Source organism: Actinoallomurus sp. CA-150999, from assembly GCF_050942425.1.
Lineage (GTDB): Bacteria > Actinomycetota > Actinomycetes > Streptosporangiales > Streptosporangiaceae > Actinoallomurus.
Genome location: NZ_CP192063.1, coordinates 9,915,168 through 9,934,628 on the forward strand (window position 1 = coordinate 9,915,168; position 19,461 = coordinate 9,934,628).

Below are 19,461 nucleotides of genomic sequence, written 5' to 3' on the forward strand. Positions count from 1 at the left end.
GTTTCCACGGGGTCGGCGAGACGTCACGATCGGTACATGGATGTACGCGAACTGACGGCCGCGAAGGATCTTTACACCGCCTCCGCGCTGCTCGCGGAGATCTGGCGGCCGACCGACCCGATGCCGTTCGAGATGCTGCAGGTGACCCGCCACATCGGCGGCTATGTCGCCGGGGCGTTCCACGGCAGCACGATGATCGGCGCATGCGCGGCGTTCCCGACCGCGGACGGCGGCCTGCATTCCCACATCACCGGTGTCGCCGTCCAGGGCCGGGGCGTCGGCTTCGCGATCAAGGCGCATCAGCGCGAGTGGGCGCTCGAGCGGGGCATCATGACGATCAGCTGGACGTTCGACCCGCTCGCCCGGCGCAACGCCCACTTCAACCTGGCCAAGCTGGCCGCCCGCGCGGCCGCGTACCTCGAGAACTTCTACGGCGACATGCCCGACGAGCTGAACGTGGGCGACCCCAGCGACCGCCTCCTCGTCGAGTGGCGGCTCGACAGCCCGGAGGTGGCGGCGGCGCTCGCGGGTACATCGGCGACACGGCCCGAGCCCGGGGACAACACGGTGATCACGCTGACCGAGGACGCGCTGGGCCGCCCCGAGCGCCGCGACCCGGCCGGCGCCACCACCGTGGCGGTCGGGACGCCGGCCGACATCACGACCGTGCGAGCGGTCTGCCAGACCGCCGCCGGGGAGTGGCGCCAGGCCCAGCGCGTCGCGCTCGGCGGCGCGCTGGCCGAGGGATTCCACGTCACCGGCTTCACTCGGGCCGGCTACTACCTGCTGGAGCGCGCGCGATGAAACTGTCCGGGGTCGAGCTCAGGCGGATCCGGATGCCCCTGGTGACGCCGTTCCGCACGTCGTTCGGGACGGACGTCGACCGGGAGGTCCTGCTCGTCCGGGTGTTCGGGGACGAGACGGAGGGGTGGGGCGAGTGCGTCGCCTCCGCCGAGCCGCTGTACTCCGCCGAGTACGTGGACGGGGCCGAGCAGGTGATCCGCGACCACCTGCTCCCCCGGCTGCCCGCCGACGTCACCGCCCGCGGGCTCGGCGCGGCGTTCGCGCCGGTCCGGGGGCATCCGATGGCGAAGGCCGCGGTGGAGATGGCGGTGCTCGACGCCGAGCTGCGCGTCTCGGGCCTGTCGTACGCGGCGTACCTGGGGGCGACGCGGACGCGGGTGCCGGCGGGCGTGTCCGTCGGGATCATGGACTCGATCCCCGAGCTGCTGGACGCGGTCGACGCCTACCTTCGGGAGGGCTACGTACGGATCAAGCTGAAGATCGAACCGGGGTGGGACCTGGAGCCGGTGCGCGCGGTGCGGGAACGGTTCGGCGACATCCCGCTCCAGGTCGACGCGAACGCCGCGTACACCCGCACCGACCTGCGGCACCTCGCGGCGCTGGACCCCTTCGACCTGCTGCTGATCGAGCAGCCGCTGCCGGAGGAGGACCTGCTCGGGCACGCGCGGCTCGCGGAGGCCCTCACCACGCCGATCTGCCTCGACGAGTCGATCGTCTCCGCCCGGTCCGCCGCCGACGCCATCACGCTCGGCGCGTGCTCGATCGTCAATGTGAAGGCCGGCCGCGTCGGCGGCTACCTGGAGGCGCGGCGGATCCACGACGTGTGCGTCGCCCATGGACTACCGGTGTGGTGCGGCGGAATGCTCGAGACCGGCCTGGGCCGCGCCGCCAACCTCGCCTTCGCGGCGCTGCCCGGCTGCACGCTGCCCGGGGACGTCTCCGCGTCGGACCGGTACTACACGCGGGACGTCACGGAGCCGTTCGTGCTGCGGGACGGGATGATGCGGGTCCCGGACGGCGCGGGTCTCGGCGTCGAGCCGCTCCCGGACGTCCTCGACGACCTCACGGAGTCCTCGGACACCGTGGATCTCCGGGCCGACTGAGCATCACGTTCCACACGCGGGAGCAGGACGAGCGCGATCGGCCGACCAGGTCCGTACGCGCCGCGTCAGTCCCGTACGGGCAGGTCGTAACAGCGCCGCACGCTCGAGTCGACGCGGGAGATGTCCGTGCCGTAGATGTGCAGGGAGATCGCGGTGCCGTCGCCGGAGTTGCGGACCCGGTGGATGTCGCCGGGCGGCGCGAAGCCGCTGACCTCGCCGACGTGGTTGTCGTTGACCCCGACGCGGACCAGGTGGTCGTCCCGCTGGACGTAGAGCTCCTCGTGCTCCACGCCCTGCAGCACGCCGAAGACGCACCAGGTCACGTGGTCGTGGATCTGGGTGACCTGCCCAGGCCGCCACACGAGCCCCACCAGGGAGAACCCGCCGCCGGGCTCGACGTAGAGCGTGTGGCTGACGTACCGGTCGGGGTCGCCCATCCGCTCCTCAGCGGTCAGCACGTCCGGCGTGGGCATGTGCCGCTGCAGCTCGGCGGCGACGAGCCGCGCGGTCTCCCGCCAGTCCGCGTGGAGGTCCACGACGGAACGCACGCCCGTGACCAGATCCTCCAGGCCGGGCCGTACGGTGCTGAGCACGAGTGTCATAGCGAACCTCCTTCGTCCCCTCCAGGGTGTCGGACGGGTCACTCATCGGTCCAATGCCAATCGTCGGCCTGTTCCATAGAAGCCATCGATATATTGGCCTCATGCTGGACGTTTCCCGGCTTCGCGTGCTCGTCGCGGTGGCCCGTACGGGCTCGGTGACGGCCGCCGCGAAGGAACTGCACTACTCCCAGCCGTCGGTCAGCCATCACCTCGCGCGGCTGGAGGCCGAGACCGGCGCCAAGCTCGTTCAGCGGGTCGGGCGCGGCATCCGCCTCACCGACGCGGGCCGCACGCTCGCCGAGCGCGGCGCGGAGATCCTCGGGCGGCTCGACACGGCCGAAGCCGAGCTGTCCGCCCACGTCGGGCTGACCCAGGGCCGGGTCCGGCTGGCCGCCTTCCCGTCGGCGCTCGGCACCTTCGTGCCCCGGGCCGCGTCACTGCTGGCCGAGCGCCATCCCGGCCTGCGCGTCAGCCTCACCGAGGCCGAGCCGCCGGAGGCCGTCCGCATGCTCCGCGCGGGCTACGTCGACGTCGCGGTGATCTTCCGGTACGACACCGGCGCCGAGGAGGGCGACATCCGCATCCGGCGGTTGCTGGACGAGCCCAGCCACCTGGTCACGGCGGACGACTCGGGCTCCGACCTGGCGGCGTACACGGACGCGGAGTGGATCGCCGGCTGCGACCGCTGCCGCCGCCACCTCCTCGAGATGTGCGAACGCGCCGGGTTCAGCCCGCGGGTCTCCTTCACCACCGACGACTTCGTCGCCGTCCAGGCACTCGTCGCGGCCGGTCTCGGCGTGACGGCACTGCCCGCCCTCGCCCTGGAAGCCGCCCGCAACCCGGCCGTACGCACGGTCGCGCTGCCCGACTCGACCCGGTACGTCCTTGCCGCGACGTACGGCGAACCGCCCGAGCCTCCCGCCACCGCCGCGCTCCTCGACGCACTGATCGAGAGCACCGGCGTTCACTCCCTCGCGGGCACCGGCAACTCGTAGCGGCCGGCCCACGCGACCGGCCCGTCGATTCCGGCGGCACGATTCGTTCGTTATATTGAACGTATGGTTCATCAAGAGAAGCCGCATGCGGAGCGCCAGACGGCCGTCTACCTGGAGGACACCTACCTCACGGCGGTCACCGCGCACGTCACGGCGACGGGCAGCACCGCCGACGGTGAGGCATGGGTCGCCGTACGGGAGAACATCTTTCATCCGCAGGGAGGCGGTCAGCCCGCCGACCGCGGCCGACTGGGCGAGTGCGAGGTCGCCCCGACGCGCGATCCCGAGACGGGTCTCGTCGTGCTGCACTCCCGCGACGATCAGGGGCACACGCTGGACGCCCTCGCCGAAGGCGACATCGTGGAGGCTCGCGTCGACGCCGATCTGCGGCTGCTGCACGCGGCACTCCATACGGCCGGCCACCTCATCGAGGCCGCCGGGCGGGCCGAGGGATGGGCCCTCGCCGGCAACATCCACTTCCCCGGCCAGGCACGCATCGAGTTCACCCCGGCCGAGTCGGCCGCGAGCCCGACCGAGACGGCCGCGAGCCTGGCCGACCCGGAGGATCGCGAGAAGGCCGCCGACCGGCTGCGGGCACGAGTCGCGGCGGCGATCGCCGAGGATCTCCCGGTCACCGCCGAATACGACGCCGAAGGACGGCGCGTCATCCGCCTGGGAGACCTGCACGCCGCACCCTGCGGCGGGACGCACGTACGAAGCCTCGCCGACCTCGCGGACGTTACGATCACGGCCGTGAAGATGAAGAAGGGCCGCGTCCGGGTCTCCTACACCGCCTCCCACAGGCCGCTGAAGTGACCGGCACCGATCCTGCGCACCGGCCCGAGCGCCGGGCCACCAGCAGCGCGGCGGCCGCGGCCGGAGCCCAGATCCAGCGCCGCCGCCGGCAGCGCGGGATGAGCCAGGCCGAGCTGGCCCGCCGCACCGGATTGAGCAAGGCGACGCTGTCGCAGTTGGAGGCCGGTGCCGGCAACCCCACGATCGACACCCTCGACGCGATCGCCGTCGCCCTGAGCATCCCGCTCACCGACCTGCTGACCCGCGACGCGTCGCCGGGCACCGTTCACCTTCCGGCGACCGTCGCGAGCGACGAAGGTCCCACGCGCGAGTTGCTTCGGAGGATCAGCGGCGGTCACAGCCTCGAGCTGTGGCGGCTCCGCCTTCCCGCGCACACCTCCATCGACGGCGTTCCTCACGCTCCCGGCACGGTCGAGCACCTCCTCGTCGCGTCCGGGCGGCTCGACGCCGGGCCCGCCGACGACCCCCGCTCGCTCAGCACCGGTGACCTGCTGGCCTTCGCCGGGGACTCCCCGCACTCTTACCGCACCGGCGACGTCCCGGCCGACGTCACCGTCGTCATCGCCTCACCGGCCGTCGGCTGATCAACAGGGATTTCCGATCAGATTGCCGAGCGTGACCGTTCGATTGCGGTTAGTATCCACTGCCATGCCCTCAAGCAAGCATGAAGCGATCTGTGAGATGTTCCGCAGTCGCCCGGCACTGGCCGCGGAGATCGTCGATCGCTCGCTCGGCGTTTCGCTTCCGCGATACCGGGAGGCCCGGATCCGTTCTGAGAACGTCACGGACGATCGGCTCGCCGAGCTGCGTGCGGACGCGGTGATCGAGTACTGGGAGAAGAAGCGGAACTTCGCGTTAATCGTCGAGGTCCAGGGCGATGAGGACAAGGACAAGCTCTACAGCTGGCCGTTCTATCTGATGGGCCTGCGCTATCGCTTGAGGTGTCCGGTCAAGCTGCTCGTCGTCTGCCCGGTTCCCGCCGTGGCCAGGTGGGCCTCGCGTCCGATCGATCTCGATCACCCGGGGATGACGCTGACGCCGATCGTCCTCGGCCCGGATCAGATCCCACAGGTGATCGAGCCTGACGAGGCCGCCCGGACACCCGAACTCGCCGTGCTCTCCGCGATGGCGCACGGCGGCCGGCCGGACGGAGCCAAGACGCTCGAGTCGCTGGTCGACGCTTACGGAGCGCTCGATCCCGATCACCGGGCGCTCTATCATGATGTCGTATCCGCAATGCTTCCGCAGGCAGCCCGGCACCACCTGGAGACGCTGATGAAGCTCAAGAACTACGAGTACCAGAGCGACTTCGCCCGCCACTACTTCGACAACGGCAAGGTCGAAGAGGCGGCCAAGGCCGTCCTGATGGTGCTGTCTGGCCGTGGCATCTGCGTCTCACCTGACATCCGTGCTCGCGTAACCGGATGCACGGATCTTGCCCAGCTCGAGGTGTGGTTGCAGCGTGCGGTCGTGATCTCGGCCGCCGCGGAGCTCTTCGACTGAGTCCATCGCTCCTGCGCCGTCCCGCCGGCAGGGATTGTTCCTTGCCAGGTGGGCCGCATAACGCGAGGTCATACTCGGAGCCGCTGATGAAGCTCAAGAACTACGAGTACCAGAGCGACTTCGCCCGCCGCTACTTCGACGACGGCAAGGTCGAGGGCCGCGCCGAGGGTGAGGTCGAAGGGGCGGCGAAGATCATCCTGATGGTGCTGTCAGGGCGGGGCATCTGCGTCTCACCTGAGGCCCGTGATCGCATAACCGCGTGCAGGGACCTCGCTCAACTGGAAGCGTGGGCACAGCGCGCCGGAGTGGTCTCAACGGCATCGGAACTCTTCGACTGAGGCCATCGCTTCTGCGCCGTCCCGCCGACAGGGATCGTTCCCTGCGATGCGGGCCGCATGGCGTGGGTACCGCTGGGAGCGGTCAGCCGAGTCGTTTCACCCGCTCGATGACCTCCGGGGAGATCTCGTTGTTGCGGGTGACATACGTGATCATGGACCGCAGGTCGTCGTCGCTGAAGTCCGCCATGACCTTCTCGTACAGCTCGGCCACGGGCATGAACCTGCGGCCGAGCTCCATGATGGGGCCTTCCTCCAGTGCCTCGACGATGACCCGGCGGCGGTCCTTGTCGTCCCTGTGACGCCGCACCATCCCGGCCCTCTCGAGCCGGTCGATCACGGCGGTTATCGCGCCGCCGGTGGTGAGGAACATCGCGTCGGCGAGCTGTCCCGGGGTCATCGGGCCGCGCAGCTGCAGCAGGTTGATGCACTGCATGTCGGTGACGTTGATGCCCGACCGGCTGGCGATCGCGTTGTGCAGCAGCACCGTCCACATGGTGCTCACTCGGGCTTGGTGACTCAGCTCCGCGATGAGCTCCGAACGCTCGGACGACGCCATCGACCCCCACTTTCGGACGATCCCGGAAACGCTCTGAAGACGAGCTTCTCCAACCATCGTATCCAGCGCCCGGCAGGGAGGTTCCCCGGCGCACGTCTCAGCGCGACGGTGTTACGTGCGGGCGGCGGCCTGTTCGGCTATCTGTTTGGCCCAGCGATAGTCGGCCTTGCCGGCGGGTGAGCGGCGCATCTCCTCGACGAAGGCGTACGTTCGCGGGACCTTGTAGCCGGACAGTACGCCGCGGCAGTGGGCGTCCAACTCGTCGACGGTCGGGGGCTGCTCGTACGGCTGGACGACGGCGGCGACGCGGCTGCCGAACCGTTCGTCGGGGATGCCGGTCACCAGGGCGTCGAAGACGGCGGGGTGCCGCTTGAGCACCGCCTCGATCTCCTCCGGGAAGACCTTCTCGCCGCCGGTGTTGATGCACTGCGAGCCTCGGCCGTAGACCGCGATGGTGCCGTCGGTCTCGACGGTCGCGATGTCGCCGGTCAGCAGCCAGCGCTCCCCCTCGACCTCGACGAACGTCTTCGCCGTCTTCTCCGGATCGTTGTAGTAGCCGAACGCGATGTGCCCGCTCTTGGCGACCTGTCCGAGCACGCCGGATCCGGGCTGGACCTCCTTCAGCGCGTCGTCCAGGACCCGTAGCCGCGCGTTGTTCGCCCGGTAGCGCATCCCCGACTCCGGGGAGGATCCGTCCACGGCCGAGGCGGTGAAGCCCGACTCCGAAGAGCCGAAGTTGTCGAGGATCGCGACGTTCGGCATGAGTTCCTGCAGGCGGTCGCGGACCGCGCCGGACAGGATCGCGCCGGTCGAGCTGAACACGGCGAGGGAGCTCAGGTCGTGCGATCCGGCGGCGAGGGCGTCGGCGAGCGGCCGGGCCATGGCGTCGCCGGTGATGTTGATGGTGAGGACCTTCTCCGCCTCGATGGCCCGCAGGACCTCGGCCGCGTCGAACCGCCGGGTGTAGACGATCGTCGCGCCCATCCACCAGCCGATGAACGTCGCCATCTGCGCCGCGCCGTGCATGAGCGGCGCGGCGGGCATCATCACCAGTGGCCCGGAGGACCGGGCGGCCTCGATCACCGCCTCGGGCGTCTCGCGCGGGTCGCCGTACGGGTTGCCGCCGCCGAACGCCATGAACAGGTCCGTGCTCCGCCACATGACGCCCTTGGGCATGCCGGTCGTGCCGCCGGTGTAGATGATGTAGACGTCCTCGCCGGACCGCTTGTCGAACCCGCGCGTCGCCGGGCTCTCCGCCAGGGCGTCGGGGTAGGCGACCGCGTGCGGGGACGTGCCGCCGGCGACGATCCGGTGTTTCAGCGCGGGCACCCCGGCCGCGGCGGCCGTCACGCGGTCCTCGAACTCCGCGTCGTACACCAGCGCCACGAGGTCGGCGTCGTCGTAGAGGTACTCCAACTCGGCCTCGACGTACCGGTAGTTGACGTTGACCGGCACGGCGCGGATCTTCAGCGTGGCCAGCAGGGCCGTGACGTACTCGAGGCCGTTGTACAGCTGGATTCCGACGTGCCGCCCGGCGGTGACGCCCGCGTCCCGCAGGTGGTGCGCCAGCCGGTTCGCGTCGGCGTCCAGCTCGGCGTAGGTGCGGCGCCGCGTATCGCCTCCCGAGTCGAAGACGACGACGGCGGTCCGCTCCCCGATCGCGTCCGCGAGGCCTTCGAACAGGTCGGCGTGGTTGAACTCCATCACAACCTCCGGGGCCGGCCCGGGCCGGCGGTCTTCAGGGTTTGTCGGAGCCGACGACCCACATCGCGTAGAACTGCGCGCCGCCGCCGTACGCGTGGCCGAGGGCCTTGCGCGCGCCCTCGACCTGGTGCTCGCCGGCCAGCCCGCGTACCTGCAGGGCCGCCTCGGCGAAGCGGATGAGCCCGGACGCGCCGATCGGGTTGGACGACAGCACGCCGCCCGAGGCGTTCCAGGGGATGTCGCCGTCGAGGGCGGTCGCGCCGCTCTCGGTGAGCTTCCAGCCCTCGCCCTCGCCGCAGAAGCCGAGGTTCTCGAGCCACATCGGCTCGTACCAGGAGAACGGGACGTACGTCTCGGCGCAGTCCAGCTCGCGGCGGGGGTCGGTGATGCCCGCCTGCCGGTACACGTCGGCGGCGCAGTCCTTGCCGGCCTGCGGGCTCACGGTGTCGCGGCCGGCGAAGAAGATCGGCTCGGAGCGCATGGCCGTGCCGTGCACCCAAGCGGGCGGGTTCGGCGCCCGCTTGGCCGCGTCCTCGGAGGCCAGCACCATCGCGGCCGCGCCGTCGCTGGACGGGCAGGTCTCCAGGTAGCGGATCGGCTCCCACAGCATCGGCGTCATCTCGACCATCTCTCTGGAGATGGTGGGGATGCGCAGGTGGGCGTACGGGTTCTTCAGCGCGTTCTGCCGGTCCTTGACGGCGACGAGCGTGCCGATGTGGTCGGGCGCGCCGGTGCGCCGCATGTACGCGCGGATGTGCGGGGCGAAGTAGCCGCCGGCACCCACGACGATCGTCGGGGACAGCGGCGGATGCGTGGACAGCGCCCAGGTCGCGTTCGACTCGGACTGCTTCTCCCACGCCACGACGAGCACGCGGTCGTGCACGCCGCCCTGGACGAGGCTCGCCGCGACGTTCGCCGTCGACCCGCCGACCGACCCGGCCGTGTGCACCCGCATCATCGGCTTGCCCCGCGCGCCGAGCGCGTCCGCGAGGTACGCCTCGGGCATCATCACGCCCTCGAACAGGTCGGGCGCCTTGCCGATGACGACCGCGTCGATGTCCTTGAACGTCAGCCCGGCGTCCTCCAGGGCCCGCAGCGCCGCCTCGCGTACGAGGCCCGCGATGGACACGTCGGTGCGCTTGGTGCGGTACTTGGTCTGGCCGACGCCGATGACCGCGCAGGGGTTGCCCATCGTTCAGCCCTCCAGGACGCAGACGAGGTTGTGCTGCAGGCACGGCCCGGACGACGCGTGCCCGAGCGTGCGGCGCGCCTCGCCGCGGTGGATCCACGACGCCGCCTCGCCGATGCGGATGAGACCGGTGGCCATCACCGGGTCCGCGGCGAGCGGCCCGCCGGACGGGTTGACGCGGACGTCGTCGGCCAGGCCGATCGCCTCGCGCAGGATCAGCTCCTCGTGGCTGAACTGCGCGTGCAGCTCGGCCACCTCGACGTCGCGCGCGCCCGCCTTCTCGGCCGCCAGCGCGGCCGACTCCGAACGGCTCAGGTCGCGGGCGCCGAGAGAGTGGACCTCGATCCGGTGGTCGATGCCGCGGATCCAGGCCGGGTTGTCGCACAGCTCGCGGGCGCGGTCCCCGGCGGCCAGCACGACCGCGGCCGCGCCGTCGGTGATCGGCGCGCAGTCGTACGGGCGCAGCGGCGCGACCTCGTAGCCCTCGTCGGCCGGGTCGGGCAGGTCCAGGGCGTACGGGTTGGCGCGCCCGTCGGCCCGGGACCGGGCGGCCACGGCGCGCAGGTCGTCCTCCTTGTGCCCCGCGTCGAGGAACGCGCGGGCCTGCAGCGCGGCGAGGGACACCTGGTCGGGGCCGAGCGGCGCCAGGTAGTACGGGTCGAGCTGGAGCGTCATGATCTCGTGCAGCGAGCCCTGCGAGGACTTGCCGAACCCGTACACCAGCGCGGTGTCGACGTCGCCGTGCTGCAGGCGGACCCACGCCTCGTACAGCGCCCACGCGCCGTCCATCTCGACGTGGCTCTCCGAGATCGGCGGCCAGGCCCCGACCGTGTCCAGCGCGGACACGAACGAGAACGGCGCCCCGGCGAGGTAATCCAGTGAGCCGGAGCAGGTGAACCCGAAGCGGTTCAGCCCGGTGGTCTGCTTGATCTCGGTGATGACCGGGGCGAGCAGCTCGACCTCGGTCAGCCCGGCGTCCTCACCCGTGTGCTCGGTCTGCGCGAACGCGACGACCGCGACATCCGTCCTCATAGGTAGTCCTTGATCGCGTCGAAGGGGACGTCCGGCTCACCGGTGGGTTCGAACCACTTGACGTTCTCCATGGTCCGGCCCCACTCCTCGCGCGGCTTCCACGCGGCCTTCACGCGCATGCCCATCCGCACCTGGTCGGCGGGAATACCGGCGACCAGCGCGAGCAGGGAGATGTCGGCGCCGTCCAGGAGGATGTACGCCGACACGAACGGCACCTCGGGGGCGCGCGGGTCCGGGATGTTGTTCACCGCGAACGTCGTGACCGTGCCGGTGCCGGGCACCTCCACCTCCTCGGTGGTGGGCACGCCGTCGACCGGGCACAGCCCCTTCATCGGCACGTAGACCTTGCCGCACACGCCGCACCGGTGGCCGAGGAACCGGCCCTCGGAGACGCCGGTGAGGAACCTCGTCAGCGCCCGGCCCGCGTTCAAGCGGTACTCCGCGCGGCTCGGCGCCGTGATCATCGTGACGTCGGGCCGGAAGGACTCGATGTCCTTGATCGAACCGGTCCGCTCGGCCCGCCACTTCGGCCGGACGCGCATCCCCGTACGAAGGGACTTCGGCGGGTCGGCGCCCGGCTCGAACACGCCCACGTCGAGCGCGTGGAGGACGGCGGTGTCGGCGCCGTCGGGCCGGACCAGCGCCCAGGCGAACGGCCGGTCCAGCGGGTGGACGGCGCGCGGGTGCGACACCCACGACCAGGACGTCACCGTGCCGCCGGGCCCGACCTCGACGTACTCGTCGGTGACCGCCTCGCCGTCGGCGTCGTACTCGGCGGGCGGGAACAGCACCCCGCCGGACGCCGTACGGACCCCGACGAGGCGGCCGTCGCGCAGCTCGGTGAGGAAGCGGCCGATCACCGGGCCCACCGACCGGGTGTACCCGCCGGGGAACTCCAGGGCGTGATCGGCGACCAACGGTTCCGGCTCGTTAGATGGCACTCTCGCGGTCCTTCCAGTACGGGTCCCGCAGCTTGCGTTTGAGGAGCTTGCCGTTGGGCTCGCGGGGCATCCGCTCGATGAAGTCGAACGACTTGGGCCACTTCATGCGGGCCAGCCGGCCGTCGAGGGAGGCGAGGATCTCCTCGGCCAGCTCGGGGCCGGGCGCCACGCCCTCGGCGGGCTCGACGACGGCCTTGATCTGCTCACCCCACTCGTCGTCCGGGATGCCGAACACGGCGACGTCGGCGACCTTGGAGTGGATGAGGATCTCGTTCTCGATCTCGGCCGGGTAGATGTTGGCGCCACCCGAGATGATCATGTCGGCCTTGCGGTCGGACAGGAACAGGAAGCCGTCCTCGGTGAGGTAGCCGATGTCGCCGACGGTGAAGTAGTCCTTGAGCTGGTTGGCCTTCGTCTTCTCCGGGTCGCCCTTGTACTCGAAGGTGACGCCCGCCATCTTCATGTAGATCGTGCCGGGGGTGCCGGGCGGCACCGCGTTGCCGTCGTCGTCGACGATCAGCAGCTCGCTGATGGGCCAGGCCTTGCCGACCGTTCCCGGGTGCTCGCGCCAGTCCTGCGGGCTCGCGATCGTTCCGCCGCCCTCGGTGGCCGCGTAGTACTCCCAGATGCAGTCGCCCCACCAGTCGAGCATCGCCTGCTTCAGCGGGACCGGGCAGGGCGCGGCGGCGTGGATCGCCCACCTCATCGACGAGACGTCGTAGCGCTTGCGCACCTCCTCCGGCAGGGAGACGAGGCGCTTGAAATGGGTCGGCACCATGTGCGTGTTCGTGACGCGGTACCGCTCGATGAGGCGCAGCGCCTCCTCGGCGTCCCACCGGTCCATGTAGACGAGCGTGTGGCCCATGTGCAGCGCCGACCCGCCGAACTGGGTGACCGCCGTATGGTAGTTCGGCGAGGTGACCAGGTGGGCGTTGGGCGGGCCGGGCGTGAAGCCGAAGAACGTCAGCAGGAACGTCATCAGCTCGGCGCTGTCGTCCGCGTCGATCCCGGCCAGCTTCCGGCGCACGCCCTTCGGCCGTCCCGTGGTCCCCGACGTGTAGTGCATGGTCGCGCCGTTGGTGCGGTCGTCCGGGAGCGTGTCCGGCTGCCCGGCGACCAGCGCGTCGAAGTCCCGGAAGCCCGGCACCTCCCCGAACGCGAACCGCCGCCGCGGGTCGAGCCCCGCCTCGTCCGCTCCCCGCGCGCCCTCGGCCGCGTACCGCTCGTGCACGAAGAACGCCTTGGCCTCGCTGTCGGCGACGATGTAGCCGATCTCGGGGCCGGTCAGATGCCAGTTGACCGGCGTGTAGTACCAGCCCACCTGCAGGGCGGCGAGGTAGAGGATCAGGCCGTCGACGCCGTTGGGGACCAGGCCGCAGATGCCGTCGCCCGGCTGCAGCCCGAGGGCGCGCAGGCCATGGACGACGCGGTTGCAACGGGCGAGCAGATCCTGGGCGCGGTACTCGGTCCCGTCCGTGTCCACGCAGGCGATCCAATCCGGATCGGTACGCGCCAGCCGCCAAAAGCCCAACGAGCCCATCGGTTCTCCCTGTACGTCTCGGCACCGGTCGTACGGAGGTGTCCCGCACGCAGTAGATCACGTTCTCGTTTTAGTGGGCAAGACCTGTTGAGATGCGAGAAGCGTCACTAGAATCCGTTCTTGTTTTAGTGTCGCGTGACGTCGTACGCGACCGCGAGCAGGGAGGACGGCAATGGCGGAACGACTGCCCATCAGCACCCCGCACTGCACGGTCGAGCGCGACGGACACGTCGTGACCGTGACCATGAACCGGCCCGAGGCCCGCAACGCCCTCAGCACCGACATGCTCGTCGGCATGGCCGACGCGTGGGCCTACGTCTCCGATACCCCGGAGGTCCGGGTCGCGATCCTCACCGGCGCCGAGGGCCAGTTCTGCGCCGGCGCGGACCTGAAGGCCATGGGCCGGCCGTCGGAGGACGAGCGGGTACGGCAGCGCGCCACCGAGATCGAGAACTTCCACTGGAAGGGCCTGCTGCGCGACTCCCAGCCGAAGAAGCCGCTGATCAGCGCGATCGAGGGGTACGCCGTGGCCGGCGGCACCGAACTGCTCGTCGGCACCGACATCCGCGTCGTCGCCGAGGGCGCCACGCTGGGGCTGTACGAGGCGAAGCGCGGCCTGTTCCCGATGGGCGGCAGCGCCATCCGGCTTCCCCGCCAGATCCCGTACGCGTTCGCGATGGACATCCTGCTCACCGGCCGGTCCGTCAGTCCGGAGGAGGCACTGCGGATGGGCCTGATCAACCGCATCGTCCCGGACGGCCAGGCGTTGAAGACCGCCCGCGAGATCGCCGACGAGATCGCGTCCTGCGGCCCCCTCGCCGTCCGGGCGATCCTGGAGACCTACCGTAAGACCCAGCATCTGCCGGAGGACGAGGCCCTGGCGGTCTCCGACGAGCTCGGCTGGCCGGTGATCGGCTCGAACGACGCCAAGGAAGGCGCCCGAGCGTTCAAGGAGAAGCGTCCCGCCGTCTTCAAGGGCGAGTAACCGGGGTTCAACATGCGGGACGCCGGAGCGCCGTGCGATCATCGCGTGCCGTAATTGATGATCATGCGGGGGTGGCGGTGTCGACCGATCTCTACGGCGTCCGGGTGCTGGGCGTCTCGCCGGACCGGCTCGGTATCCGCTTCCGGATCTTCATGGTCTACTACGACGTGCAGAGCCGGACCCACCCGCCGGTTCCGGACGACCCCAGCTTCTTCTTCACGCTGCTGTGGCAGGGGGCGGCCGGGTATCACGGCCGCCCTGAGCGGGGGCCGCTGTACGACCTGGTGACCGCCGAGCAGTGCGGGGACGGCGAGTGGGTCGATGCCAACACGCGCCGGTTCGTGGCGACCGTCGAACGCCTCTCCAGCCGCAACCATCCAGTGAGCCCCTCGCACTGGGACCGGCTGCACGACTTCTACTACGAGCGTGACGGGCACTGGAAGGACGAGGACCTCCTCGTCCAGTTCGACTACGCCGTGCGGGTCACCGATGGGCGCTGGACCGAACCCTTTCGCGCTGGTGACGCCTGGGGCACGGCGTCGTTTCCGTACAACGCCGACATCTGGACGGCCGACGACGCGCCGCACCTTCCGGACCTGGCGCGTCCGGCTGTGACGCTCGCCCCCTTCCCCGCCGAAGCCGGTGACCACGACTACGTCGACGATCTGAAGTTCTCCGACGACGGCAGGTACCTGGCCGCCGTCGCCGACTGGAGCGGGACGCTCTGGGTCTACGACACCCGCGACTGGAGCGAACGCGCTCGCGGCGATGTAGGGGACATCATCGTCCCGAGGATCATGTGGGTGCCGGGAAGCCATGTCGTCACGGTCAAGAGCTACGGCGAGAACCCCGACGAGGACGATCGGGAACAGTGGGCCTTCGACGTCGACGCGCTCACCGAGGTGGACGTCCCGTTCGAGGAAGGCCGACTCAGGTCGAGCACCGGCCGTTACCGAGTCGGCTGCTACGACTTCGCCGGTGTGGACTTCCACGAGACGGACCGGTCACCTCGGGGGAACCTCCAGCTCAGCGGAGGCTCCGATCCGATTCAATGCCTGGCGTTCGCGACGGACGAGTCGCGGCTCTTCCTCGGTGCCCAACAGAACCTCTACATCGTCGATCCGGCTACGCGCACCGAAGTGGACAAGGTCGAGAACGCCTCGGCACGGCTGTTCGAACTCGACTCCAGTCCGGATGGCGCGTATGTCGCGGTCGCGAGCGAGTCCCGTAAGCAGGAATACCTGCGTCGGCCCTCCAGGGGACTAGAGCTGTGCGTCTGGCGGACGGCCGACAAAAAGATCATCCAAGGGGCCCAGCTCGACGGTTTCGTCCACGCCCTGGCCTGGTCGCCGGACGGCCGCCGAGTGGCGGTGGCCGTGAACCCCTTCGCCGAGGACGGCACCATCGACCACGGCAGCTCCTCCAAGATCATGGTGTTCTCCGTCGGAATCGCCGTCGGCTAGCCGATCAGTCGTGAGCGCAACGAGGGAGTAGTACCGAGTAGCCGACCCTCCCACCGCTGAGACGGAACCGTCCGACGCGCGCTCCCGTCACATCCTGCGACTGATACGACGTATCACCACAGATGGGATGGCGATGGGCGGCTTCAACCGCAGTGTGGGGACGGTCGCCGCGGCGGTGGCCGTGGCCGTCGTGGCGGCCGGCTGCAACGACGAGACCGGCGGCGGGACGCCGCCGGGGGCGAAGGCCACTCGGGCCTCGGGCCTGGCCGTGGCGCAGGCGGACGGCACGCCGCTGCGCACCCACTACATGTCGTGGCCCGGCAAGTCGTTCAAGGTCGACCTCATGGCCCTCGACCGCATCACGCCGGCCCGTGTCGTCGCCCGCTTCCGCGTGACCGCGGGACCGGGGTCGGGAGTCGGGCCGACGGCGTGGGCCGCGCCGACGCATTCCGGGGACCACGCGCCGAGCGGAGCCCTCCTGCTCGACCTGGATCACGCGACCGAGCATCCGGTGCTGCGCACGCAGGCCGGCGGCTGTCTGTGCACGGAACTGACCGACGTCCAGGCCGGACGGCCCGTCGACGTGGACGCCGCCTTCGACGTCCCGCCGGGCAGCGGGACCGCGCTGACGGTGGTGTTCCCCAACACGCCGCCCTTCCTCCACGTCCCCGTCACGGCGCACGCCCCGTACCTGCTCCACCAGCGGCAGGGCGGCACCGCCCTGAACCCGCTGACGACGCCCACCGCCGCCCCGGAGACCTACCCCCTCATCAACACGGTCCGGCACGGCGACGAGACCGACGCGACCGGCGGCGGCAAGACGAGCATCCGCCTGTCCGCCGACGTCGTGTTCGCGACGAACAAGGCGACGCTGACCGCGAAGGCCCGGACCCTGCTCAAGGGGGTCGCGGCCAAGATCGAGACGTCGCCGGGCAAGACCGTCGCGGTCGACGGCTACGCGGACAACACCGGAACCGACGCGGTCAACCGCCCCCTCTCGCAGAAGCGCGCGGAGAACGTCCGGGCCGCACTGCGGAAACTCGTGAAACGCCAGGGCATCCAGTACTCCGCCACCGGCCACGGATCGGCCGACCCGATCGCGGACAACGGCAAGGCCGAGGGCCGCGCCCTGAACCGCCGGGTGAGCGTCACGTTCGCCGCGCAGGCAGAGCCGCGTCAGGACAACCGGCCGGTGCTCACCGCGAGCGCCGACCCGGCCGGGCAGCCCGACCCGCGACCGCTCGTCCTGGTACACGCGGCCAAGTCACCGATCCCGCTGCTGCCGTGGCCGAAGTCGATGACCTTCGCCGTCACCGGCCTCATCCGCGAGCCGAACGGCTTCGCGGTGCTCACCTGGACGCTCCACAACGTCAACAAGCACCCGATCCCGACCGCGTTCGCGACGAACCTGGCCGACATCTTCCGCAACCCCGGACCGGGCCGGATCACGCTCAACGCCGGCCCGTACGAGTACAAGAACGTCACGGACAGCAGGCAACAGGCGATCTTCCCCGGCTACTCCATCCGCCAGGGCGGCTTCACCGTACGCGGCCAGGGCACCCTCATCGGCTGGAACCTCTTCCGGCTCCCGCTGGGGTGGCGCAGCGCGACCGTGAGCGTCCCCGGCTTCCCGACACTGAACAACGTCCCGGTGCAACAGGCTCCGTAGACCACGATCCCCGGCGCCCACCGCAGGGTGGGCGCCGGGGAATCGCCCCCGTTCGCCGGAGTCCGGTCGTCTCGACTAAGCTCCCGACCGTCTGGACGGTCGGGAATGGTCAGGGAGCGGAACGATGCGGGATCGGATTCTGGACGCCGTCGAACGGATCCTCGTATCCGGCGGCGTGGACGCGGTACGGCTGGACGCCGTCGCGGCCGAGGCCGGAGTGAGCAAGGGCGGACTGCTGCATCACTTCCGGTCCAAACAGGCGTTGATCGAGGGCGTCCTCGAACGCCTGATGGACCGGTTCGAGGCCGAGCTGCCACCGGCCGGGTCGCCACCCGGCGCGTTCACCCGCGCGTGGCTGGACGCCAGCATCCCCGACACCGACGTCCCCGCAGAGAGCGACGCCGACCGGGCGTCGGTGGCGCTGCTGGCCGGGCTGTCCGGAGGGCCGGAGGTGCTGGCCGCGCTGCGGCGGTACTACGAGACCTGGCAGCGCCGGATCGCCGACGACGGACTCGACCCGGCCACGGCCACCCTCGTCCGCCTCGCCGTCGACGGCTGGTGGATGGCGCGGCTGCTGAACCTGGCACCGCCCGCCGACGACCTCCACCGCGAGATCCGGGCCCGGCTGACGACGATGATCGAGGAGAGCGCGTGATGCCGTACCTGCTGCTGGGAATCGCGATCGTCGCGGAGGTCGCCGCAACGCTGTCGCTGCGCGCCTCGGAAGGCTTCTCCCGCCTCGGGCCGTCGGCGATCGTGGTGGCCGGCTATCTCATCTCCTTCGTCGCGCTGGCCAAGGTACTGACCCGGCTGAACGTCGGCCCGGTGTACGCGATCTGGTCCGCACTGGGCACGGTCGGCGCGTTCGTCGGTGGCGTGCTGCTGTTCGACGAGCGGGTCCGCCCGGTCACCGTCATCGGAGCGGCGATCGTCATCGCCGGAGTCATCGTGATGAACCTCGGCGGCGGAGCGAGCCACGGATGAAGCCCTCATCGCCCTGATCCGCGGAACCATCGCCGCTCCGTAGGTGCCCAAACGATCTCCGAGGTGGTTCGGATCCGCCCGCGTGCTGGGCGAACGTCGCTCCGGCTATCCGGACTCGTACGGCCAACTTCAAGATCGTTCGCCCCAGTGGCTCCCACCGTGGCTCCCGGGAGCCACGCGGTCTCCAGACCAGCAACCGTAGGCTACTCACTATGCACTCCACCCTCACGGAGCACGCTCGATGCCTCTACGGCGATGAGTATCGGCCCACTCCCGAGTGCGAACTTGAGCACGGTGAGCACTACTTCGTTGAGGAGCTAACCTTCGCCGACGCGGACTCCATTCTGGCCATGCTCAATGAACTGTCTCCGCATCTGGTAGATGGTCACCTTCCAGTATGGATTCGCAACCTGGCATACCGACTTGTGCTCTTGCAGCGGCCTGACGAGCCAACCTTGATGCGTGAGGCGGCGGACAGTCTCTATCTGCATGGCCCGGACTGGGACGACATCGCTGCGGACCTCCGCCATAGAGCCGATGCGCTTGAAGCGGCGGCCTAGACTCCTGACTTCCTGCCGCCAACCAGTCCGCGCGCGCCTGCGTCATCGCGACAACAGGGTTCTCGTCATCAGCCGTCGCCGAACGCATCAACAGCGTCCTCCGACGCTATGGCAAGCGGCCGACCTGGCGACTTCGAAACGGCGATGGTGGCGTTCATTCGCCAGGTCACGTGATCACCACTGGCGATTACATAAAGTGACCGTTTAATGGCTTTTCTTGGAGGGACAACCTCGTCGAAACGGTTCTCGGGGGCCTTCTGGAGGAGGCAGCACAGATGACCACGCAGATATGGCGGCGTCGGCGGCGGCAGGCGGCGGAGGCCACCGCTCCGGCGGTGAGCGACACTCGGCCCCGACGCTGGAACATCACGCGAGTCCGGCGGTTGCAGCGGCATGACGGGCTCAGTGCATTCGTGTGGCTGGTGGCGTGGATGGTCACGCTCGTCCTGCTCTTCGGCATCGCGCTCACGTGGGGCGGTGCCAACCCGCACAACAACATCGTCCACGCGGTGCTGCGGGTCGACACCTGGCTGGCGACCCCGTTCCACGACGTGTTCCGCAACGCGGACGCTCGTAAGGAGCTGACGGAGAACTGGTTGTTCGCCGCCGGTGTCTACCTCGTCGTCGGCCGCGTCCTCGCCTGGCTCCTCCGCTGGTGACCCCTCAGCACGGAATCT

General features: G+C 70.0%; 21 protein-coding genes. 14 read left to right on the plus strand and 7 right to left on the minus strand.

Annotation, left to right across the window (positions count from 1 at the left end; translation table 11 throughout):
* Positions 1–36: 36 nt before the first annotated feature.
* Both ACQP2O_RS45630 and menC read left to right on the plus strand, forming a co-directional pair.
* On the plus strand, positions 37–804 hold the full coding sequence (locus ACQP2O_RS45630; protein ID WP_433175711.1) for a GNAT family N-acetyltransferase: 768 nt from the start codon (positions 37–39) through the stop codon (positions 802–804).
* A complete protein-coding gene (menC, locus tag ACQP2O_RS45635) occupies positions 801–1,907 on the plus strand; it encodes an o-succinylbenzoate synthase (RefSeq protein ID WP_433175713.1) in 1,107 nt (368 codons plus the stop codon). Before ACQP2O_RS45630 ends, menC begins: the two co-directional genes overlap by 4 nt.
* Positions 1,908–1,972: 65 nt before the next feature.
* Here menC and ACQP2O_RS45640 read toward each other — a convergent pair whose 3' ends face one another.
* Positions 1,973–2,509, minus strand: a complete 537-nt coding sequence (locus ACQP2O_RS45640; protein WP_433175714.1) for a cysteine dioxygenase — start codon at positions 2,507–2,509, stop codon at positions 1,973–1,975.
* 101 nt (positions 2,510–2,610) lie between these two features.
* Here ACQP2O_RS45640 and ACQP2O_RS45645 point away from each other — a divergent pair, with 101 nt between their 5' ends.
* From ACQP2O_RS45645 to ACQP2O_RS45665, 5 genes are all read left to right on the plus strand, one after another.
* Entirely contained in the window at positions 2,611–3,504 is an 894-nt protein-coding gene (locus ACQP2O_RS45645) for a LysR family transcriptional regulator (RefSeq protein ID WP_433175717.1), read from the plus strand.
* 63 nt (positions 3,505–3,567) lie between these two features.
* A complete protein-coding gene (locus tag ACQP2O_RS45650; RefSeq protein WP_433175718.1) occupies positions 3,568–4,320 on the plus strand; it encodes a hypothetical protein in 753 nt (250 codons plus the stop codon).
* A complete protein-coding gene (locus ACQP2O_RS45655; RefSeq protein ID WP_433175720.1) occupies positions 4,317–4,904 on the plus strand; it encodes a helix-turn-helix domain-containing protein in 588 nt (195 codons plus the stop codon). Before ACQP2O_RS45650 ends, ACQP2O_RS45655 begins: the two co-directional genes overlap by 4 nt.
* Before the next feature lie 64 nt (positions 4,905–4,968).
* The gene (locus tag ACQP2O_RS45660) at positions 4,969–5,823 is read left to right on the plus strand and encodes a hypothetical protein (protein ID WP_433175722.1); all 855 of its coding nucleotides are present in this window, start codon (positions 4,969–4,971) and stop codon (positions 5,821–5,823) included.
* Between the two features lie 86 nt (positions 5,824–5,909).
* On the plus strand, positions 5,910–6,161 hold the full coding sequence (locus ACQP2O_RS45665) for a hypothetical protein (RefSeq protein WP_433175724.1): 252 nt from the start codon (positions 5,910–5,912) through the stop codon (positions 6,159–6,161).
* An 82-nt stretch (positions 6,162–6,243) separates the two neighbouring features.
* Here ACQP2O_RS45665 and ACQP2O_RS45670 read toward each other — a convergent pair whose 3' ends face one another.
* The 6 genes from ACQP2O_RS45670 to ACQP2O_RS45695 all read right to left on the minus strand — a co-directional run bounded on the left by ACQP2O_RS45670 (position 6,244) and on the right by ACQP2O_RS45695 (position 13,123).
* On the minus strand, positions 6,244–6,654 hold the full coding sequence (locus ACQP2O_RS45670; protein WP_433191370.1) for a MarR family winged helix-turn-helix transcriptional regulator: 411 nt from the start codon (positions 6,652–6,654) through the stop codon (positions 6,244–6,246).
* A gap of 174 nt (positions 6,655–6,828) precedes the next feature.
* The gene (locus ACQP2O_RS45675; protein WP_433175726.1) at positions 6,829–8,421 is read right to left on the minus strand and encodes an acyl-CoA synthetase; all 1,593 of its coding nucleotides are present in this window, start codon (positions 8,419–8,421) and stop codon (positions 6,829–6,831) included.
* Positions 8,422–8,455: 34 nt separating this feature from the next.
* A complete protein-coding gene (locus ACQP2O_RS45680; protein ID WP_433175727.1) occupies positions 8,456–9,613 on the minus strand; it encodes a thiolase domain-containing protein in 1,158 nt (385 codons plus the stop codon).
* A 3-nt stretch (positions 9,614–9,616) separates the two neighbouring features.
* Positions 9,617–10,642 (minus strand): thiolase domain-containing protein, encoded by a 1,026-nt coding sequence (locus tag ACQP2O_RS45685; RefSeq protein ID WP_433175729.1) that lies wholly within the window; start codon positions 10,640–10,642, stop codon positions 9,617–9,619.
* Positions 10,639–11,583: a Zn-ribbon domain-containing OB-fold protein gene (locus ACQP2O_RS45690; protein ID WP_433175732.1), complete on the minus strand. Its 945-nt coding sequence runs from the start codon at positions 11,581–11,583 to the stop codon at positions 10,639–10,641. Before ACQP2O_RS45690 ends, ACQP2O_RS45685 begins: the two co-directional genes overlap by 4 nt.
* The gene (locus tag ACQP2O_RS45695) at positions 11,573–13,123 is read right to left on the minus strand and encodes an acyl-CoA synthetase (protein ID WP_433175734.1); all 1,551 of its coding nucleotides are present in this window, start codon (positions 13,121–13,123) and stop codon (positions 11,573–11,575) included. The genes ACQP2O_RS45690 and ACQP2O_RS45695 overlap by 11 nt, the downstream gene beginning before the upstream one ends.
* Before the next feature lie 172 nt (positions 13,124–13,295).
* Here ACQP2O_RS45695 and ACQP2O_RS45700 point away from each other — a divergent pair, with 172 nt between their 5' ends.
* The 7 genes from ACQP2O_RS45700 to ACQP2O_RS45730 all read left to right on the plus strand — a co-directional run bounded on the left by ACQP2O_RS45700 (position 13,296) and on the right by ACQP2O_RS45730 (position 19,443).
* Positions 13,296–14,108, plus strand: coding sequence for a crotonase/enoyl-CoA hydratase family protein (locus tag ACQP2O_RS45700; protein WP_433175737.1), 813 nt, complete (start codon positions 13,296–13,298; stop codon positions 14,106–14,108).
* A gap of 71 nt (positions 14,109–14,179) precedes the next feature.
* The gene (locus ACQP2O_RS45705) at positions 14,180–15,571 is read left to right on the plus strand and encodes a WD40 repeat domain-containing protein (protein WP_433175740.1); all 1,392 of its coding nucleotides are present in this window, start codon (positions 14,180–14,182) and stop codon (positions 15,569–15,571) included.
* Positions 15,572–15,704: 133 nt separating this feature from the next.
* Entirely contained in the window at positions 15,705–17,240 is a 1,536-nt protein-coding gene (locus ACQP2O_RS45710) for an OmpA family protein (protein WP_433175742.1), read from the plus strand.
* A 124-nt stretch (positions 17,241–17,364) separates the two neighbouring features.
* A complete protein-coding gene (locus tag ACQP2O_RS45715; RefSeq protein WP_433175745.1) occupies positions 17,365–17,895 on the plus strand; it encodes a TetR/AcrR family transcriptional regulator in 531 nt (176 codons plus the stop codon).
* Positions 17,895–18,224 carry a DMT family transporter gene (locus tag ACQP2O_RS45720; RefSeq protein WP_433191373.1) on the plus strand — a complete coding sequence of 110 codons (330 nt, stop codon included), beginning with the start codon at positions 17,895–17,897 and terminating at the stop codon, positions 18,222–18,224. Before ACQP2O_RS45715 ends, ACQP2O_RS45720 begins: the two co-directional genes overlap by 1 nt.
* A 212-nt stretch (positions 18,225–18,436) precedes the next feature.
* Positions 18,437–18,784, plus strand: coding sequence for a hypothetical protein (locus ACQP2O_RS45725; protein WP_433175747.1), 348 nt, complete (start codon positions 18,437–18,439; stop codon positions 18,782–18,784).
* Between the two features lie 275 nt (positions 18,785–19,059).
* Positions 19,060–19,443 carry a hypothetical protein gene (locus ACQP2O_RS45730; RefSeq protein ID WP_433175750.1) on the plus strand — a complete coding sequence of 128 codons (384 nt, stop codon included), beginning with the start codon at positions 19,060–19,062 and terminating at the stop codon, positions 19,441–19,443.
* Positions 19,444–19,461: the final 18 nt, after the last annotated feature.

Bases quoted from the DNA above. Each gene is read 5' to 3' on its own strand.
- ACQP2O_RS45630 (WP_433175711.1), top strand. From the start codon at position 37: ATGGATGTACGCGAACTGACGGCCGCGAAGGATCTTTACACCGCCTCC.
- menC (WP_433175713.1), top strand. From the start codon at position 801: ATGAAACTGTCCGGGGTCGAGCTCAGGCGGATCCGGATGCCCCTGGTG.
- ACQP2O_RS45640 (WP_433175714.1), bottom strand. From the start codon at position 2,509: ATGACACTCGTGCTCAGCACCGTACGGCCCGGCCTGGAGGATCTGGTC.
- ACQP2O_RS45645 (WP_433175717.1), top strand. From the start codon at position 2,611: ATGCTGGACGTTTCCCGGCTTCGCGTGCTCGTCGCGGTGGCCCGTACG.
- ACQP2O_RS45650 (WP_433175718.1), top strand. From the start codon at position 3,568: ATGGTTCATCAAGAGAAGCCGCATGCGGAGCGCCAGACGGCCGTCTAC.
- ACQP2O_RS45660 (WP_433175722.1), top strand. From the start codon at position 4,969: ATGCCCTCAAGCAAGCATGAAGCGATCTGTGAGATGTTCCGCAGTCGC.
- ACQP2O_RS45665 (WP_433175724.1), top strand. From the start codon at position 5,910: ATGAAGCTCAAGAACTACGAGTACCAGAGCGACTTCGCCCGCCGCTAC.
- ACQP2O_RS45670 (WP_433191370.1), bottom strand. From the start codon at position 6,654: ATGTGGACGGTGCTGCTGCACAACGCGATCGCCAGCCGGTCGGGCATC.
- ACQP2O_RS45675 (WP_433175726.1), bottom strand. From the start codon at position 8,421: ATGGAGTTCAACCACGCCGACCTGTTCGAAGGCCTCGCGGACGCGATC.
- ACQP2O_RS45680 (WP_433175727.1), bottom strand. From the start codon at position 9,613: ATGGGCAACCCCTGCGCGGTCATCGGCGTCGGCCAGACCAAGTACCGC.
- ACQP2O_RS45685 (WP_433175729.1), bottom strand. From the start codon at position 10,642: ATGAGGACGGATGTCGCGGTCGTCGCGTTCGCGCAGACCGAGCACACG.
- ACQP2O_RS45695 (WP_433175734.1), bottom strand. From the start codon at position 13,123: ATGGGCTCGTTGGGCTTTTGGCGGCTGGCGCGTACCGATCCGGATTGG.
- ACQP2O_RS45700 (WP_433175737.1), top strand. From the start codon at position 13,296: ATGGCGGAACGACTGCCCATCAGCACCCCGCACTGCACGGTCGAGCGC.
- ACQP2O_RS45710 (WP_433175742.1), top strand. From the start codon at position 15,705: ATGGGCGGCTTCAACCGCAGTGTGGGGACGGTCGCCGCGGCGGTGGCC.
- ACQP2O_RS45715 (WP_433175745.1), top strand. From the start codon at position 17,365: ATGCGGGATCGGATTCTGGACGCCGTCGAACGGATCCTCGTATCCGGC.
- ACQP2O_RS45720 (WP_433191373.1), top strand. From the start codon at position 17,895: ATGCCGTACCTGCTGCTGGGAATCGCGATCGTCGCGGAGGTCGCCGCA.
- ACQP2O_RS45725 (WP_433175747.1), top strand. From the start codon at position 18,437: ATGCACTCCACCCTCACGGAGCACGCTCGATGCCTCTACGGCGATGAG.
- ACQP2O_RS45730 (WP_433175750.1), top strand. From the start codon at position 19,060: ATGACCACGCAGATATGGCGGCGTCGGCGGCGGCAGGCGGCGGAGGCC.